The sequence below is a fragment of the Collimonas fungivorans genome, from assembly GCF_001584145.1.
Classification (GTDB): Bacteria; Pseudomonadota; Gammaproteobacteria; order Burkholderiales; family Burkholderiaceae_D; genus Collimonas; species Collimonas fungivorans.
In genome coordinates this window covers 5,130,932-5,145,526 of record NZ_CP013232.1, presented here as the reverse complement: position 1 = coordinate 5,145,526, position 14,595 = coordinate 5,130,932, and the positions used below count along the sequence as shown (strand labels likewise).

Sequence of the window (14,595 nt, the reverse complement as noted above, 5' to 3'; positions counted from 1 at the left end):
CGCTAGCGCGCAGCAGTGTCGGCCTGCTCCGGCGCTGCCGGGGAATAGACGTCAGCCTGCCCCGGGGGACGCGTCTTGAAGCGTTTGTGTGCCCAGAAATATTCTGCCGGCGCTTCCAGGATGCGGGCTTCGATAAATGCGTTCATGCGGCGCGTGGCTTCCGTCATGTCGTCGCCCGGATAATTTTCCCAGGCCGGGTAGAAGGTCACTTTCCAGCCCTTGTAGCCAGGCAGGAAAGTCGCGATCATCGGCACCACGCTGGCTTTGGTGGCGGCGGCAATGCGGGCGGTAGCGGTCAGCGTCGCCGTCGGGATGCCGAAAAACGGCACAAACTCTGCATCCTTCAAACCGAAGTCCATGTCGGGCAGCATGATGAAGGGAAAACCTTCGCGCATGGCGCGGATGATGGGTTTGACGCCTTGTTCGCGAGTAAACAGCTTGACCGGACGGAAACGCGAACGGCCTTTCAGCAGCGCGGCATCGGTCACTGCATCTTGCTGGCGCGTGTAGATGGTGCAGATCGACAGCGAGGAATTCAGCACCAGGGCGATGCCGGGAATTTCCAGGCAGACGAAATGCGGGCAAAGCAGGATGGTGGGGCCGGCCTGCAGCGTGCTGAGCGGCAAGTCGGATTCGATCTTGATCAGCCGCCGCAGGCGACTCTCCGAAGCCCACCACAACACGCTGCGCTCCATCACGCTGCGCGAGTAAGCCTGGAAGTGGCGGCGCGCCAGCACCACGCGCTCGGCTTCCGTCATGTTCGGAAAACACAGCCGCAGGTTGGTCAGCGTGATGTGCCGCCGCGGTTTCATGATGACGAACAGCAGCGAGCCCAAGGCTTCGCCGACCGGACCCAGGATCCACAGCGGCAGGAAATGCGCCAGCCACAGCAAGCCGAGCAGGGCCCTCATGCTTGCGGCTCCTGTGCGGCCGATGCCGGCGGCGCCACGACTCCGGGCGGCGTCTTGTAGCGGTTGTAGCTCCAGATGTACTGTGCCGGGCAGCGTGCGATCAGCTTCTCCATGGCCAGGTTGATGGCCAGCGTGCGTTGCTCGGGTGTGTGGCCGGGGGTTTCATCGAAAGGCACGAAGCGGATCACATAGCCGCGCCCGAACGGCAAACGTTCAGCGTAAGACAGGATAATCGGGGCGCCGCTCATCTGCTGCAGCTTGGCCGGCAACGTCATGGTGTAGGCCGGGCGTCCGAAAAAATCGGCCCAGATGCCTTCGCCGTTTTGCGGCACCTGGTCCGGCAGCAGGCCGATCGCCTGGCCCTTCTTGAGCGCCTTGAACAGGGTGCGCACGCCTGCCAGGTTGGCCGGAGCCAGCAGCAGGTTGTGCCGTCCGCGCGCGCCTTCGATCAAGGGCTTGAGCGCGGCTTTGCGCGGCGGCCGGTACAGCGCGGTAAGCGGGGTCTTGGTGGCGATCGCCTGGGCGATGATTTCAAAACAGCCCAGGTGCGGGGTCAGGAAGATCACCCCGGTCTTGGCGTCCAGCGCCGCTTGCGCCAGCTCCCAGTTCTCGATGGCGGCGGTGCGCAGCACCCGTTGCGGCGCGGCGCACCAGATGAACGGCAGCTCGAACATGCTCTTGCCGGATTCACTGATGGCCTGCGGCAAAGCCGCCTGATAGCCGGCCCGGAACAGGTTGTCTTTCAATTTTCCGCGGTACGAAGCCGAGGCCAGGTAGACCAGCCAGCCGCCCAGCGTCCCTATTGCATGCAGGAAAAATAGAGGGAGTGTCGACAGCAGGCGGAAGAGTATTACAAGCATTGGAGGAGCTCATCGAGAGCTAAAAGAGGGTGGATTTTGCCGATTTTTTTCAAGAGGCGTAAAATAGCATAATAGTTTCAAAACCGAATATGGTTGCAAGGTGTTTTTGGAAGCCGATAGATTGCTTGCAGGAATTATCTTAATATATAGTAATTAGCATTATCCGCCGAGTTAATAGACAACTTGCGAGGCGGAATACAAATTTCGCTAAAGCGTCGCAGGCTCAACAGGTTTGACTGCGACATGGTCACCACTGTTTTTTTGTAGGAGCCTGTTATGGCACATGAGTACCTCTTCACTTCCGAATCCGTTTCTGAAGGTCATCCCGACAAAGTCGCGGACCAGATCTCCGACGCCATCCTCGACGCCATCTTTACCCAGGACCCGCAAGCGCGGGTCGCCGCCGAAACCTTGTGCAATACCGGTTTGGTCGTGCTGGCGGGTGAAGTCACCACCTTTGCCAACGTGGATTACATCGCCGTCGCGCGCGAAACCATCAAGCGTATCGGCTACGATAACGCCGACTACGGCATCGACTACAAGAGCTGCTCGGTGCTGGTCGGCTACGACAAGCAATCGCCGGACATCGCCCAGGGCGTGGATGAAGGCAAGGGCATCGATCTTGACCAGGGCGCCGGCGACCAGGGCCTGATGTTCGGTTATGCCTGCGACGAAACGCCGGAACTGATGCCGGCCGCAATCTATTACGCGCACCGGATCGTCGAACGCCAGTCGCAGTTGCGCAAGGATGGCCGCTTGCCATGGCTGCGTCCGGATGCAAAATCGCAAGTCACGCTGAAATACGTCGATGGCGTGCCGGTGGCGATCGACACCGTGGTGCTGTCGACCCAGCATGCGCCGGACATGCAGCACAAGGCGATCGAAGAAGCGGCGATCGAGGAAATCATCAAACCGGTGGTGCCGAAGGAGTGGCTGCAGAATACCCGCTACCTGATCAACCCGACCGGCCGTTTTGTCATCGGCGGCCCGCAAGGCGATTGCGGCCTGACCGGGCGCAAGATCATTGTCGACACCTACGGCGGCGCAGCGCCCCACGGTGGCGGCGCATTCTCCGGCAAGGACCCGTCCAAGGTCGACCGTTCGGCAGCTTATGCCGGTCGTTATGTCGCCAAGAACATCGTGGCCGCCGGCCTGGCCACCCGCTGCCAGATCCAGGTGTCGTACGCCATCGGCATCGCCAAGCCGACTTCGGTGATGGTGACCACCTTCGGCACCGGCAAGATCAGCGACGAAAAACTGGCGCAGCTGGTGCTGGAGCATTTCGACCTGCGCCCTAAAGGCATCGTGCAGATGCTGGACCTGCTGCGCCCTATCTACCAGAAGACCGCAGCCTACGGCCATTTCGGCCGCGAAGAGCCGGAATTCACCTGGGAACGCACCGACAAGGCCGCTGCCTTGAAAGCTGCCGCCCTGTAATTGCCGCCTGCCGGCATGGCGGGGATGGATGTTCCCTTTCCCCGCCATGCCGGACCAAACGTCGGCGATGCCAGAATCGTGCTTTGCACGATGGTGGCGACTTGCTACACTGACCACCTCAGTGACTACGATAAAAGAAACAAGTCCGCCATGGCCTCCGCCCCCCAATCCGTTTCCGATTCATCCGCCGATCGTCCGCCTCTGCGTCCCGTGGTGACCACCTTGCCGCGTTTCCGCCTGGCTGCCTGGCTGGTTGCGCTCACTGCGTTGTTCCTGGTGATGACCTTGCACATGCTGACTGCGCTGCTGGCCGGCCTGCTGGTATACGAGCTGGTGCGCGCGTTGACGCCGCTGGTGCAGCGCCGCCTGACCAGCCAGCGCGCACACCTGATTTCAGTAGTGTTCCTGTCTGCGATCATCATCGGCGCGCTGACGCTGGCGATAGTCGGCCTGGCGGCTTTTTTCCACGGTGGCCCCGACCGCATCCAGGTGCTGCAAGGGAAGCTGATGGTAGTGGTGGACCAGGCCCGCACCCAGCTGCCAGCCTGGCTGCAGCAATACCTGCCGGACGATATCGACGACATCCGCGAAATCATCAGCGATTGGCTGCAATCGCATCGCGGCGAAGTGCAACTGGCCGGCAAGGAAGCGGTGCAGGTATTCGTCCACGTGCTGGTGGGCATGGTGCTGGGCGCCATGGTGGCCTTGAACGCCGCCCATCCGATGCCGTTGCTGCAGCCGCTGGCGGCCGAATTGCTGGGACGGGCGCAGCTGCTGGCGGATGCGTTTCGCCGCGTGGTGTTCGCCCAGGTCAAGATTTCGCTGCTGAACACCACCCTGACGGCGATCTTCCTGCTGGTGGTGCTGCGGCTCGGCGGCATCCACCTGCCGTTGACCAAGACCATGATCGTCGTCACTTTCCTGGCGGGCCTGCTGCCGGTGATAGGCAACCTGATCTCGAATACGCTGATCGTGCTGGTGGCCTTGTCGGTATCTATCTATGTGGCGCTGGCGGCGCTGGTATTCCTGGTCGTGATCCACAAGCTCGAATATTTCCTGAACGCGCGCATCGTCGGCTCGCAAATCAATGCGCGCAGCTGGGAGTTGCTGCTGGTGATGGTCCTGACCGAAGCCGCGTTCGGCTTGCCGGGACTGGTGGCGGCGCCGATTTACTATGCCTATATCAAGAGCGAGTTGCACGAAATGGGCTGGGTCTGAGGTTTATTCGCCAAGCGAGATAGCCGGAATACGCGCTTCAGCTAGCCGAAAGCTTGCCGTTTGCTTTAAAATGGCGGCTCGTATCCAAGGAGCGTTGCGACAGACATGGTCTGCCAGGCTTGGTACAGTCATTTTGCAACTGCGCTCACGTTACTTTTTTTCTAACGAAAGGAGGGCGTGATGAACGCCGCAGTCATGAACGCATCTACACATTCCTCGACAACTTCCACCAGCCACGATTACGTGGTCGCCGATATCAGCTTGTCCGCCTGGGGCGACAAGGAAATCAAGATCGCCGAAACCGAAATGCCGGGTCTGATGGCGATCCGTGAAGAATTCGCCGCCGCCCAGCCGCTCAAGGGCGCACGCATCACCGGTTCGATCCACATGACGATCCAGACCGCAGTGCTGATCCAGACCCTGGAAGCACTGGGCGCCAAGGTGCGCTGGGCATCCTGCAATATCTATTCGACCCAGGATCACGCCGCCGCCGCGATTGCTGCCGCCGGCACCCCGGTGTTCGCCTTCAAGGGCGAATCGCTGGACGACTATTGGGATTTCACGCACCGCATTTTCGAATGGCCGGGCGAACAGCAAGCCAACATGATCCTGGACGACGGTGGTGATGCAACGCTGCTGCTGCATCTCGGCACCCGTGCGGAAAAAGATATTTCGGTCCTGAACAATCCGGGCTCGGAAGAAGAAATCTGCCTGTTCAACGCCATCAAGAAAAAGCTGGCGACTGCGCCAAACTGGTATTCGACCCGCCTGGCCCAGATCAAGGGCGTGACCGAAGAAACCACTACCGGCGTGCATCGCCTGTACCAGATGCACAAGGAAGGCAAGCTGGCGTTCCCGGCAATCAACGTCAACGATTCGGTCACCAAGTCCAAGTTCGACAACCTGTACGGCTGCCGCGAATCGCTGGTCGACGGCATCAAGCGTGCGACTGACGTCATGATCGCCGGCAAGGTTGCCGTGATCGCAGGTTACGGCGACGTCGGCAAGGGTTCGGCGCAAGCCATGCGCGCGCTGTCGGCGCAGGTCTGGGTGACTGAAGTCGATCCGATCTGCGCCCTGCAGGCGGCGATGGAAGGCTATCGCGTGGTGACCATGGAATATGCGGCCGAGCACGGCGACATCTTCGTCACCTGCACCGGCAACTACCATGTGATCACCCATGCCCACATGCAAAAGATGAAGGACCAGGCAATCGTCTGCAACATCGGCCACTTCGACAACGAAATCGAAGTCGCCGCGCTGAAGCAGTACACCTGGGAAAACATCAAGCCGCAAGTCGACCACATCATTTTTCCGGACGGCAAGCGCATCATCCTGCTGGCTGAAGGTCGCCTGGTCAACCTGGGTTGCGGCACCGGCCATCCGTCCTACGTGATGAGCTCGTCGTTCGCCAACCAGACCATCGCCCAGATCGAATTGTTCGTCAACACCAAGGCCTACCCGGTCGGCGTCTATACCTTGCCGAAACACCTGGATGAAAAAGTCGCGCGCCTGCAGTTGAAAAAGCTGAATGCGCAGCTGTCGGTCTTGACCGAAGAGCAGGCTGCTTACATCGGCGTCAAACAAACCGGTCCTTACAAGCCGGAACATTACCGCTACTAATCGCCGGCTGCGCATCGGCAAGCGTCGATGCGCAGATCCTGCAACATCAAGAGGAACACACGATGCGCTTACTGATTACCTGGCTGATCAATACCCTGGCCCTGCTGGCGGTGCCGTATCTCATGCATTCGGTGCAGTTCGCCAGTTTCGGCGCGGCGCTGATCGCGGCGCTGGTGCTGGGTTTCGTCAATACCCTGATCCGTCCGATCCTGCTGCTGCTGACCTTGCCGGCGACCTTGCTGACGCTGGGTTTGTTCATCTTCATCATCAACGGCCTGATGTTCTGGCTGGTGTCGCACCTGGTGAGCGGGTTTTACGTGGCCAGTTTCTGGTCTGCGGTCGGCGGCGCCATCTTGTACAGCATCGTTTCGTGGGCGCTGTCCACCTTGCTATTGAAGAAGAATTAGATGTCACAAAAAAACGCCCAAAAGAATTTCAGCATTGAGTTTTTTCCGCCCAAGACACCCGAGGGCGCGGAAAAACTGCGGGTGACGCGCGCCAAGCTGGCCGAGCTGCATCCGCGGTATTTTTCTGTCACCTTCGGCGCCGGCGGCTCGACCCAGAAGGGTACGCTGGACACCGTGCTCGACATCCGCGGCGAAGGCCACGAGGCAGCGCCGCATCTGTCCTGCCTGGGCAGTTCGCGCGAATCGCTGCGGACCATCCTGACGCAATACAAGGACCATGGCATCAAGCGCCTGGTAGCGTTGCGCGGCGATTTGCCGAGCGGTTACGGCGCGATGGATATTTCTTCCGGCGAATTCCGTTACGCCAATGAGCTGGTGGAATTCATCCGTGCCGAAACCGGCGACTGGTTCCATATCGAAGTCGCAGCCTATCCTGAAATGCATCCGCAGGCGAAGTCGCCGCAAGACGACGTGCAGCGTTTTGTCAGCAAGGTGAAGGCGGGCGCCAACGGCGCCATCACGCAGTATTTCTACAATGCCGATGCGTATTTCCGCTTTGTCGACGAAGCGCAGAAACTGGGTGCTGCGGTGCCGGTGATCGCAGGCATCATGCCGATCACCAATTATTCGCAGCTGATGCGTTTTTCAGACATGTGCGGCACCGAGATCCCGCGCTGGATCCGCCTCAAGCTCGCCAGCTACGGCGACGATAGCGATTCGATCCGGGCCTTCGGCCTGGATGTGGTGACCCAGCTGTGCGAACGTTTGCTGGCGGGCGGCGCGCCCGGCCTGCATTTCTACACGCTGAACCAATCGCCGGCGACCATCGCCATCTGGCAGCGCCTCAAGTTATAAACTCATCGCTTCAGTGATGACGGCGTCCAGCGCGATATCGTGCGCTGCGCCGTCAAATTCCGCCAGTGTGCAGGAGTAGGCGATGCCGACTGTCTGCGGACGCGCCAGCGGCGCCAGCGTGCGGTCGTAAAAGCCGCCGCCGTAACCCAGCCGTATCTTGTTCCGGTTAAAACCCACGCAGGGAATCAGCAAGGCCTGCGGCATGACGGTCACATAGCTGGCCGGTATGGCGACCCCGAAACTATCCTTGACCATGGCTTCACCCGGGCTCCAGCCGACAAAGCGCAGCGGGCTGTCGACGCCAATCACTACCGGCAGCGCCAGGCGCATGCCACGCGCCGCCAGTTCGGCATAGGCAGGTTGCAAATCGGGTTCGCCACGGATCGGCCAATAGACGCCCAGCGTGCTGTCTGGATGCGCCTGGCCCCAGCCGATCGCCCAGGCGATCACCCGTTTTCCAAGTTCCGCATCCCAATCGCGCCGGTGCGCCGGGTCGATAGCCTGCCGCGTTGCCAGCAAGGTACGCCGCAGCTGCGCTTTGTCCGGTCCAGGTGTTGCATCCCTGGCATCACATGCTATGCTAGACGTCATCGTTCGCACTCGTAAAATAAGGTTGGCAGTTATATGTTTAATACGCAGTTTAAAACGCGGTTCAAAACGCAGTTCAAAAACAAATGGCTTGTTGTCATCGCCGTCGCCGTGGCTTCTTCCGCTGTGATGACAAGCGCTGCTTATGCCCAGAAACGTTCCGCAAACGGCGCCACCGCAGCCAGCTACGCCGGCCAGGATGACAGTTTCCTGGCCCTGCGCGATGCCGCCCGCGCCAACAATGCGGATAAAGCAGAGCTGCTGGCTGCTACTTTAAGTGATTATGACATTCCTTCCTATGTCGATTATTACCGCCTGAAACCGCTGATCAAGGACCTGGTGGCGCCGCAGTCGGATATCCGCGACTACCTGGCGCGCTACGACGGCAGTGCGATCGCCGACCGCTTGCGCAATGACTGGCTGCTGGAACTGGGCAAGGCCGGCGACTGGAACACCTTCGACGAGCAATATCCGAAATTTGTCCTCGACGACGATACCCAGCTGAAATGTTATGCGCTGACCTCGGCCGCCTTGAAAGGCGTCAATGTCGCCAATGAAGCACGCGCCTTGCTGACTACGCCCAAGGATTACGGCCAGGGTTGCACCGGGCTGATCGGCATGCTGGCGCAAAACGGCCAGTTCAGCGCCGACGATGTCTGGTTCCAGATCCGGCAAGCGGTAGAAGCCGGTTTTGCCGGCGTTGCGCGCCGCATGACGCCGTACATCGACGCCGACGATTCCCAGGTGGCGCAAGCCATCGATAAATCGGCGCTGGTGCTTGCGCGCGGTCCGGGCGCCGGCCGCAGCAACCACGAATTGTTCATCCTCGCCTTGGGGCGGGTAGCCAAGAACGATAGCGGCCGCGCAGCGGCGGCGCTGAGCGCCGGCTCTGACCAGCTGACTTCGTCCGAGCGCTCGCTGGCATGGGCGCAGGTGGCGCTGCAGTCGGCGCTCAAGCTGGAACCGCAGGCCATCGACTATTGGCGCCAGGTAAAGAGCAATGCGGTATTGTCGGGCGACGCCTATCAGTGGCGCGTCCGTTCCGCGTTGCGCGCCGGCGACTGGAAGCTGGTGCGCAGCGGCGTCGAGGCGATGCCGGAAGCTTTGCGCAGCGATCCGGCCTGGGTCTACTGGCAAGCCCGGGCCGACCAGTCCCAGGGCAAATCCGAGCAGGCGCAGCAGCAGTTCCAGTCGATCGCCGACCAGACCAACTTCTACGGCCAATTGGCGCTGGAAGAGCTGGGCCAGAAAATCATTGCGGTTTCTTCCAGCCAGGCCTTCAGCCCGGCGGAAATGGCGCCGATGGCAAATAACCAAGGGTTCCGCCGCGCGTTGCGGTTTTTTGACATGAACCTGCGTTTCGAAGGCGTGCGCGAGTGGAACTGGGAGTTGCGCAAGATGACTGATCGCCAACTGCTGACGGCGGCCGAATTCGCCCGCCAGAACAATGTCCTGGACCGCATGGTGAATACTTCCGACCGCACCAAGGTTGAAGTCGATTTCAACCAGCGGTTCCCCTCGCCCCACCGCGATGTGATGACCACCAATACCCAGAACCTGGGGCTCGACATGGCTTGGGTCTACGGTCTGATCCGGCAGGAGTCGCGTTTTATCCGGAGCGCGCGCTCGAATGTCGGCGCCAGCGGCCTGATGCAGGTGATGCCGGCGACGGCGCGCTGGGTGGCCAAAAAGATCGGCTTGAGCGGCTTCACCAACGACCAGATATCCGACGTCAACACCAACATCCTGCTGGGCACCAATTACCTGAGCATGGTGCTGGCCGACCTGGATGGCTCGCAAGCGCTGGCGTCGGCGGCCTACAACGCCGGTCCCGGCCGGCCGCGCGCCTGGCGTTCGACCTTGCCGGGCACGGTCGAAGGCGCGGTTTTTGCGGAATCGATCCCGTTCAGCGAAACCCGCGGTTATGTCAAGAACGTGTTGTCCAACGCGACCTATTACGCCGCCTTGTTCGACGGCAAGCCGCAATCCCTGAAGGCGCGGCTAGGCACCGTCGCGCCCAAGGGATTTGTTGAATCGGCCCTGCCTTGATATGGCATAGAATGCGGAATCCGGAGTGACTTATGCAAACCACCGAGCTTGATCCCAGTCTTTCCGCCGCTTTGCAAAAAGCCGGCGCGGACGGTTTGCTGCTGGTGATCGCCAACAAGAATTATTCATCATGGTCGATGCGGCCATGGGTGGCGATGACCGCTTTCGGCATTCCGTTCAAAGAGCTCAAGATCCTGCTGCGCCAGGCCGACACCGCAAACCGGATCGGCCGCTATTCGGCCAGCGGCCGGGTGCCGATCCTGATGGTGGGCGAGACGGCGATCTGGGATTCGCTGGCGATTTGCGAATACCTGGCCGAGCAGTTTCCCGATCTCGGCATGTGGCCGCAAGACTTGCTGGCGCGCGCCACCGCCCGTTCGATATGCGCGGAAATGCATTCCGGCTTCGCGGCGCTGCGCTCAGACATGCCGATGGATATCCGCGCCCACAAGCCGGGATACGGCCGCACGGCCGGGGCCCAGGCCGACATTGCGCGGGTGGTTGAAATCTGGGAAACCTGCTTGTCCGAATTCGGCCACCATCAATTCCTGTTTGGCGCTTTCTCGATTGCCGACGCCTATTTTGCGCCGGTGGTGATGCGTTTCCGCAGCTACGGCGTGTCGCTGGCGCCTGCCTTGCAAGCCTACGCCGACCGGGTGCAAGCCCATCCTGCCGTGGCGCGCTGGATGCAGGAAGCGCTGGCGGAAACCGAAGTACTGCCGGATTAACAAGGTTCAATCCCAATCATGAAAGTTTTTGCAGTCGGCGGCGCGGTGCGCGACGAGTTGCTCGGACTCCCGGTCAAAGACCGCGACTACGTGGTGGTCGGCGCTACGCCGGACGACATGCTGGCGCAGGGGTTCCGCCCGGTCGGCAAGGATTTTCCGGTGTTCCTGCACCCACATACCCACGAGGAATATGCGCTGGCGCGCACCGAACGCAAGACCGCGCCCGGCTACAAGGGGTTTGTGTTCCATACCGATCCCGATGTCACGCTGGAGCAGGACCTGGTGCGCCGCGACCTGACCATCAACGCCATCGCCCGCGCCGAGGACGGCGCCGTGGCCGATCCGTTCAACGGCCGCCAGGATTTGCAAGACCGGATATTCCGCCATGTCTCCGAAGCCTTCGCCGAAGATCCGGTACGCATCTTGCGCGTCGCCAGGTTTGCCGCGCGCTTTACCGGCTTTACGGTAGCGCCGGAAACCAATGCACTGATGCAGCGCATGGTGGCTGCCGGCGAGGTTGACGCGCTGGTGCCGGAACGGGTCTGGCAGGAACTGGCGCGCGGCCTGATGGAAACCCGGCCGTCGCGCATGTTCGAGGTCTTGCGCGCCTGTGGGGCGCTGGCGCGCATCCTGCCGGAACTGGATGTCTTGTGGGGCATTCCGCAGCCGGAAAAATATCATCCCGAAATCGACACTGGCGTACACGTGATGATGGTGGTCGATACTGCTGCCGGCGAAAATTATGCGTTGCCGGTGCGCTTTGCCGCATTGGTGCATGATCTCGGCAAAGGCGCGACGCCGGCCGCGGGCTGGCCTAGCCATCACGGTCATGAAGGGTTGGGCGTGGAGCTGGTGGAGCGGGTTTGCCAGCGCCTCAAGGTGCCGGGCGAGGCGCGCGACCTGGCGTTGATGACGGCGCGCGAACATGGCAATGTCGGCCGTGCATTCGAGCTGCGCGCGAACACTATCGTCAACCTGCTGGGCCGTTGCGACGCCTTTCGTAAACCGCAGCGCTTCATCGACATGCTGCGCGCTACCGAATGCGACTATCGCGGCCGGACCGGTTACGCCGGCAAGCCATTTCCGCAGCTCGCATACCTGCAAGCCGCCTTGAAGGCGGCGCAATCGGTCAATGCCGGCGTGATCGCCGGCATGTTCCAGCAGCAGCCGCAACGGATACCCGAAGCGATCCATGCAGCGCGGGTCGAAATGGTTGAGCAGGTAGTGCAAGCACAGCATTCATGATCCGAGATAAGCTTGTCCGAAAGGGAAAGCCGGGATGACAACTACAGATGCCAAGGCAGGTAGCGCAAATCAGGCGCCGGGCAAAACCGGCAGCGCCGGTCCGGACAAAAGCAAGGCATCGCGGCCAACCATTTTCGTCAAGGAATTGTCGCGCCGCGCCCGCAGGCGTTTACTGCGCCATTTCCTGGCATTGAGCAGCGGCGATCGCCTGCTGCGCTTCGGTTCGGTATTGTCGGATGAGCTGCTTAGCCGTTATGTCGAAAATATCGATTTCTCGCGCGACACGGTGTTTGGCGTCTACGACCGCAAATTGCGCTTGCTCGGCGTCGGCCACCTGGCGTTTGCGCCGCGCGCAGCGCTGCCCTCGGTAAGCGCTTCCACCAGCAAGGAACGGATAGCCGAATTCGGCGTCTCGGTGGCTGCCTCGGCACGCGGCATGGGGGTCGGCAGCCGCTTGTTTGAACGGGCTGCGATCCGTTGCCGCAACGTCGATATCGATACCTTGTACATGCACTGCCTGTCGTCGAACAAGGTGATGATGCACATCGCCAAGAAAGCCGGCATGGCCATCCATCGCGATTACGGCGAGGCCGATGCTTACCTGAAGCTGCCGCCGGCCAATCCGGCCAGCGTATTGCAGGAAGCCATGCAGGAACAGGTGGCGACGCTCGATTACACGCTCAAGGCGAACTTGCGCGCCGCGCTGAAATGGCTGGGCAGCTTGCCCGGCATTAAGCGCGACTAAAGCAGAGGCAGCGCCGTCGTATCTTTAATTCGCTGCAGGGCAAAACTTGATTTGACGTCCAGCACCGCCGGATGACGCAGCAATGTCTCCATCATGAAGCGCGAAAAATGCGTCATGTCTTCCACGTGCACCCGCAGCAGGAAATCCATTTCACCGGTCATGGCGTAACAGGCTACCACTTCCGGCCACTGCTCGACCGCAGCGGAAAAAGAGGCGCGCGGCGACATGGCCTGGTGCTGCGCCGCCGCCTTGGTGCCGCTGAGGTACTGCGGGTCGCTATGTTTTTCCAGGCGCACGTTGATGTAGGCCAGCAGGCCCAGGCCGATCTTGTCGGGCTCCAGCAGCGCCACGTATTGCCGTATCACGCCGGCCTGCTCCAGCTGCTTGATGCGGCGCAGGCACGGCGACGGCGACAGGTTGACCCGTTCCGCCACTTCCTGGTTGCTCAGGCGGCCATCCTCCTGCAAGATCGCCAGAATTTTGCGGTCTGTTGCATCCATTGCAATCGTTGGCATAAATGACCCTAAAGAGAATGATTTTCATATTATTATTGCGCAAATTTTTCCACGAGGGGCGAATTTTGCAATTAACTGCCATCAACTCGGCCTTATACTGTGGGTATTGGAGCGCAGGGCGTGCTTAATTCAGGAAAGTTCGTCAGGAAAGTTCGTCAGGAAAATTCGTCAAGAAAGAAAAAATGGATGCAAAGGTAAAGAACATGGGCGTCAATACCGACGATTTTTTTGCCACCGTCGCCGAAAAATCGGACGGTGCGGCGTTGCGCGGGGATTACAGCAAGATCGACGCCCAATACGTGGTCAAGCAGGATTGGGATGCTTACACGCCGGAGCAGCATGCGTTATGGCGCCGCCTGTACCAGCGGCAAGCCAAGCTGATCCCGGGACGGGCTTGCGATGTGTTCATCGAAAGCCTGGAACTGCTTAACATCGGCGACGGCATTCCGCGCTTCGAAGACAGTTCGGCCCTGCTGTTCAAGGCTACCGGCTGGACTTTGGTGGCGGTGCCGGGCCTGGTGCCGGACCATACTTTCTTCGAGCACCTGGCCAATCGCCGCTTCCCGGTCACGGTCTGGCTGCGCGATCCGGAAGAGTTCGACTACATCGTCGAACCGGACGTATTCCATGACTTTTTCGGCCATGTGCCGCTGCTGTTCAATCCGATTTTCGCCGACCATCTGCAAGAGTACGGCAAGGGCGCCTTGAAGGCGATGAAACTGGACGGCCTGGCCATGCTGGCGCGCCTGTACTGGTATACCGTCGAATTCGGCCTGATCCAGAGCCCTGAGGGTTTGCGTGTCTATGGCGCCGGGATCTTGTCGTCGGGCGGCGAAATCGAACATTGCCTGACCAGTCCGGCCTCGCTGCGGCTGCCGTTCGATGTCGAACGCGTGATGCGGACCTTGTACAAGATCGATTCCTACCAGGAAACTTATTTCGTGATTGACGATTTCCAGCAGCTGTTCAACGACACGGCGCCGGATTTCACGCCGATGTACGAGCGGCTGAAGGCGCTGCAACCGTTGCCGGCAAACACATTGTTGCCTGGCGAAACCAACCTGGCGTTGAAATAAAAAAGCGGATTCTGCCGGGGAGAGCAGAATCCGCAAACTAGTGATAATGGGAACACTAGAGGGAGGAATGCCCGACGCGGCTGGTCCTGGGGAGGGTATTCAGCCACATCAGACAAGTTGCCATTACACGCCTGGTTGATTCCCATTCCTATTTGATTTACCAGTTGTTACAGTTGTTACGCCCATTTCGCCGCGCTCAGTTGCCCTATTCAGTTGTTGCGGCGTGCATTGAGGGAACTAGCCGCTTGTGATAATCTGGGAGCCGCAATGAGCAGTAAAAAAACAGGACGATTTGCCCACAAGGCGAAGACGTTTTACCGCGTAGGATAACCTCCACG

14 protein-coding genes and 1 riboswitch are annotated in these 14,595 nt (G+C 60.3%); of the genes, 10 read left to right on the top strand and 4 right to left on the bottom strand.

Translation table 11 applies throughout. The annotated features are described in order from the left end of the window. Positions 1-2 precede the first annotated feature (2 nt). Both CFter6_RS22545 and CFter6_RS22540 read right to left on the bottom strand, forming a co-directional pair. A complete protein-coding gene (locus CFter6_RS22545; protein ID WP_061541800.1) occupies positions 3-911 on the bottom strand; it encodes an LpxL/LpxP family acyltransferase in 909 nt (302 codons plus the stop codon). Continuing rightward, complete coding sequence (locus tag CFter6_RS22540) at positions 908-1,771, bottom strand: lysophospholipid acyltransferase family protein (RefSeq protein WP_061541799.1); 864 nt, start codon at positions 1,769-1,771, stop codon at positions 908-910. The genes CFter6_RS22545 and CFter6_RS22540 overlap by 4 nt, the downstream gene beginning before the upstream one ends. 276 nt (positions 1,772-2,047) lie before the next feature. Here CFter6_RS22540 and metK point away from each other — a divergent pair, with 276 nt between their 5' ends. From metK to metF, 5 genes are all read left to right on the top strand, one after another. Beyond that, the gene (gene metK, locus CFter6_RS22535; RefSeq protein ID WP_061541798.1) at positions 2,048-3,208 is read left to right on the top strand and encodes a methionine adenosyltransferase; all 1,161 of its coding nucleotides are present in this window, start codon (positions 2,048-2,050) and stop codon (positions 3,206-3,208) included. A 150-nt stretch (positions 3,209-3,358) separates the two neighbouring features. Next, positions 3,359-4,426: an AI-2E family transporter gene (locus tag CFter6_RS22530; protein WP_061541797.1), complete on the top strand. Its 1,068-nt coding sequence runs from the start codon at positions 3,359-3,361 to the stop codon at positions 4,424-4,426. Between the two features lie 79 nt (positions 4,427-4,505). Beyond that, positions 4,506-4,580: riboswitch (S-adenosyl-L-homocysteine riboswitch) on the top strand. Between the two features lie 26 nt (positions 4,581-4,606). After that, positions 4,607-6,049, top strand: a complete 1,443-nt coding sequence (gene ahcY / locus CFter6_RS22525; RefSeq protein ID WP_041742593.1) for an adenosylhomocysteinase — start codon at positions 4,607-4,609, stop codon at positions 6,047-6,049. Positions 6,050-6,111: 62 nt separating this feature from the next. Continuing rightward, the gene (locus tag CFter6_RS22520; RefSeq protein ID WP_041742591.1) at positions 6,112-6,456 is read left to right on the top strand and encodes a phage holin family protein; all 345 of its coding nucleotides are present in this window, start codon (positions 6,112-6,114) and stop codon (positions 6,454-6,456) included. After that, entirely contained in the window at positions 6,457-7,311 is an 855-nt protein-coding gene (metF, locus tag CFter6_RS22515) for a methylenetetrahydrofolate reductase [NAD(P)H] (protein ID WP_061541796.1), read from the top strand. Here metF and CFter6_RS22510 read toward each other — a convergent pair. Next, positions 7,306-7,902, bottom strand: a complete 597-nt coding sequence (locus tag CFter6_RS22510; RefSeq protein ID WP_236904448.1) for a 5-formyltetrahydrofolate cyclo-ligase — start codon at positions 7,900-7,902, stop codon at positions 7,306-7,308. The two genes, metF and CFter6_RS22510, sit on opposite strands and share 6 nt — an antisense overlap. A 33-nt stretch (positions 7,903-7,935) precedes the next feature. Here CFter6_RS22510 and CFter6_RS22505 point away from each other — a divergent pair, with 33 nt between their 5' ends. Genes CFter6_RS22505 through CFter6_RS22490 form a run of 4 tightly spaced genes read left to right on the top strand, consistent with a single transcriptional unit; the run spans position 7,936 to position 12,666 of the window. Then, positions 7,936-9,948 (top strand): lytic transglycosylase domain-containing protein, encoded by a 2,013-nt coding sequence (locus CFter6_RS22505; RefSeq protein WP_061541794.1) that lies wholly within the window; start codon positions 7,936-7,938, stop codon positions 9,946-9,948. A gap of 32 nt (positions 9,949-9,980) precedes the next feature. Beyond that, positions 9,981-10,676, top strand: a complete 696-nt coding sequence (locus tag CFter6_RS22500; protein WP_061541793.1) for a glutathione S-transferase family protein — start codon at positions 9,981-9,983, stop codon at positions 10,674-10,676. A gap of 18 nt (positions 10,677-10,694) precedes the next feature. Beyond that, positions 10,695-11,921 carry a multifunctional CCA addition/repair protein gene (locus CFter6_RS22495; RefSeq protein ID WP_061541792.1) on the top strand — a complete coding sequence of 409 codons (1,227 nt, stop codon included), beginning with the start codon at positions 10,695-10,697 and terminating at the stop codon, positions 11,919-11,921. A 34-nt stretch (positions 11,922-11,955) separates the two neighbouring features. After that, complete coding sequence (locus CFter6_RS22490; RefSeq protein ID WP_061541791.1) at positions 11,956-12,666, top strand: GNAT family N-acetyltransferase; 711 nt, start codon at positions 11,956-11,958, stop codon at positions 12,664-12,666. On the opposite strand, the gene CFter6_RS22485 is transcribed toward CFter6_RS22490, so the two are convergent. Beyond that, positions 12,663-13,181, bottom strand: coding sequence for an Lrp/AsnC family transcriptional regulator (locus CFter6_RS22485; RefSeq protein ID WP_061541790.1), 519 nt, complete (start codon positions 13,179-13,181; stop codon positions 12,663-12,665). The two genes, CFter6_RS22490 and CFter6_RS22485, sit on opposite strands and share 4 nt — an antisense overlap. 182 nt (positions 13,182-13,363) lie before the next feature. On the opposite strand from CFter6_RS22485, the gene phhA reads away from it, so the two are divergent. After that, complete coding sequence (phhA, locus tag CFter6_RS22480) at positions 13,364-14,257, top strand: phenylalanine 4-monooxygenase (protein WP_061541789.1); 894 nt, start codon at positions 13,364-13,366, stop codon at positions 14,255-14,257. Positions 14,258-14,595 lie beyond the last annotated feature (338 nt).

Excerpts from the sequence above, each read along its gene's own strand:
- CFter6_RS22545 (WP_061541800.1), bottom strand. The coding sequence starts at position 911 with ATGAGGGCCCTGCTCGGCTTGCTGTGGCTGGCGCATTTCCTGCCGCTG.
- CFter6_RS22540 (WP_061541799.1), bottom strand. The coding sequence starts at position 1,771 with ATGCTTGTAATACTCTTCCGCCTGCTGTCGACACTCCCTCTATTTTTC.
- metK (WP_061541798.1), top strand. The coding sequence starts at position 2,048 with ATGGCACATGAGTACCTCTTCACTTCCGAATCCGTTTCTGAAGGTCAT.
- CFter6_RS22530 (WP_061541797.1), top strand. The coding sequence starts at position 3,359 with ATGGCCTCCGCCCCCCAATCCGTTTCCGATTCATCCGCCGATCGTCCG.
- ahcY (WP_041742593.1), top strand. The coding sequence starts at position 4,607 with ATGAACGCCGCAGTCATGAACGCATCTACACATTCCTCGACAACTTCC.
- CFter6_RS22520 (WP_041742591.1), top strand. The coding sequence starts at position 6,112 with ATGCGCTTACTGATTACCTGGCTGATCAATACCCTGGCCCTGCTGGCG.
- metF (WP_061541796.1), top strand. The coding sequence starts at position 6,457 with ATGTCACAAAAAAACGCCCAAAAGAATTTCAGCATTGAGTTTTTTCCG.
- CFter6_RS22510 (WP_236904448.1), bottom strand. The coding sequence starts at position 7,902 with ATGACGTCTAGCATAGCATGTGATGCCAGGGATGCAACACCTGGACCG.
- CFter6_RS22505 (WP_061541794.1), top strand. The coding sequence starts at position 7,936 with ATGTTTAATACGCAGTTTAAAACGCGGTTCAAAACGCAGTTCAAAAAC.
- CFter6_RS22500 (WP_061541793.1), top strand. The coding sequence starts at position 9,981 with ATGCAAACCACCGAGCTTGATCCCAGTCTTTCCGCCGCTTTGCAAAAA.
- CFter6_RS22495 (WP_061541792.1), top strand. The coding sequence starts at position 10,695 with ATGAAAGTTTTTGCAGTCGGCGGCGCGGTGCGCGACGAGTTGCTCGGA.
- CFter6_RS22490 (WP_061541791.1), top strand. The coding sequence starts at position 11,956 with ATGACAACTACAGATGCCAAGGCAGGTAGCGCAAATCAGGCGCCGGGC.
- CFter6_RS22485 (WP_061541790.1), bottom strand. The coding sequence starts at position 13,181 with ATGCCAACGATTGCAATGGATGCAACAGACCGCAAAATTCTGGCGATC.
- phhA (WP_061541789.1), top strand. The coding sequence starts at position 13,364 with ATGGATGCAAAGGTAAAGAACATGGGCGTCAATACCGACGATTTTTTT.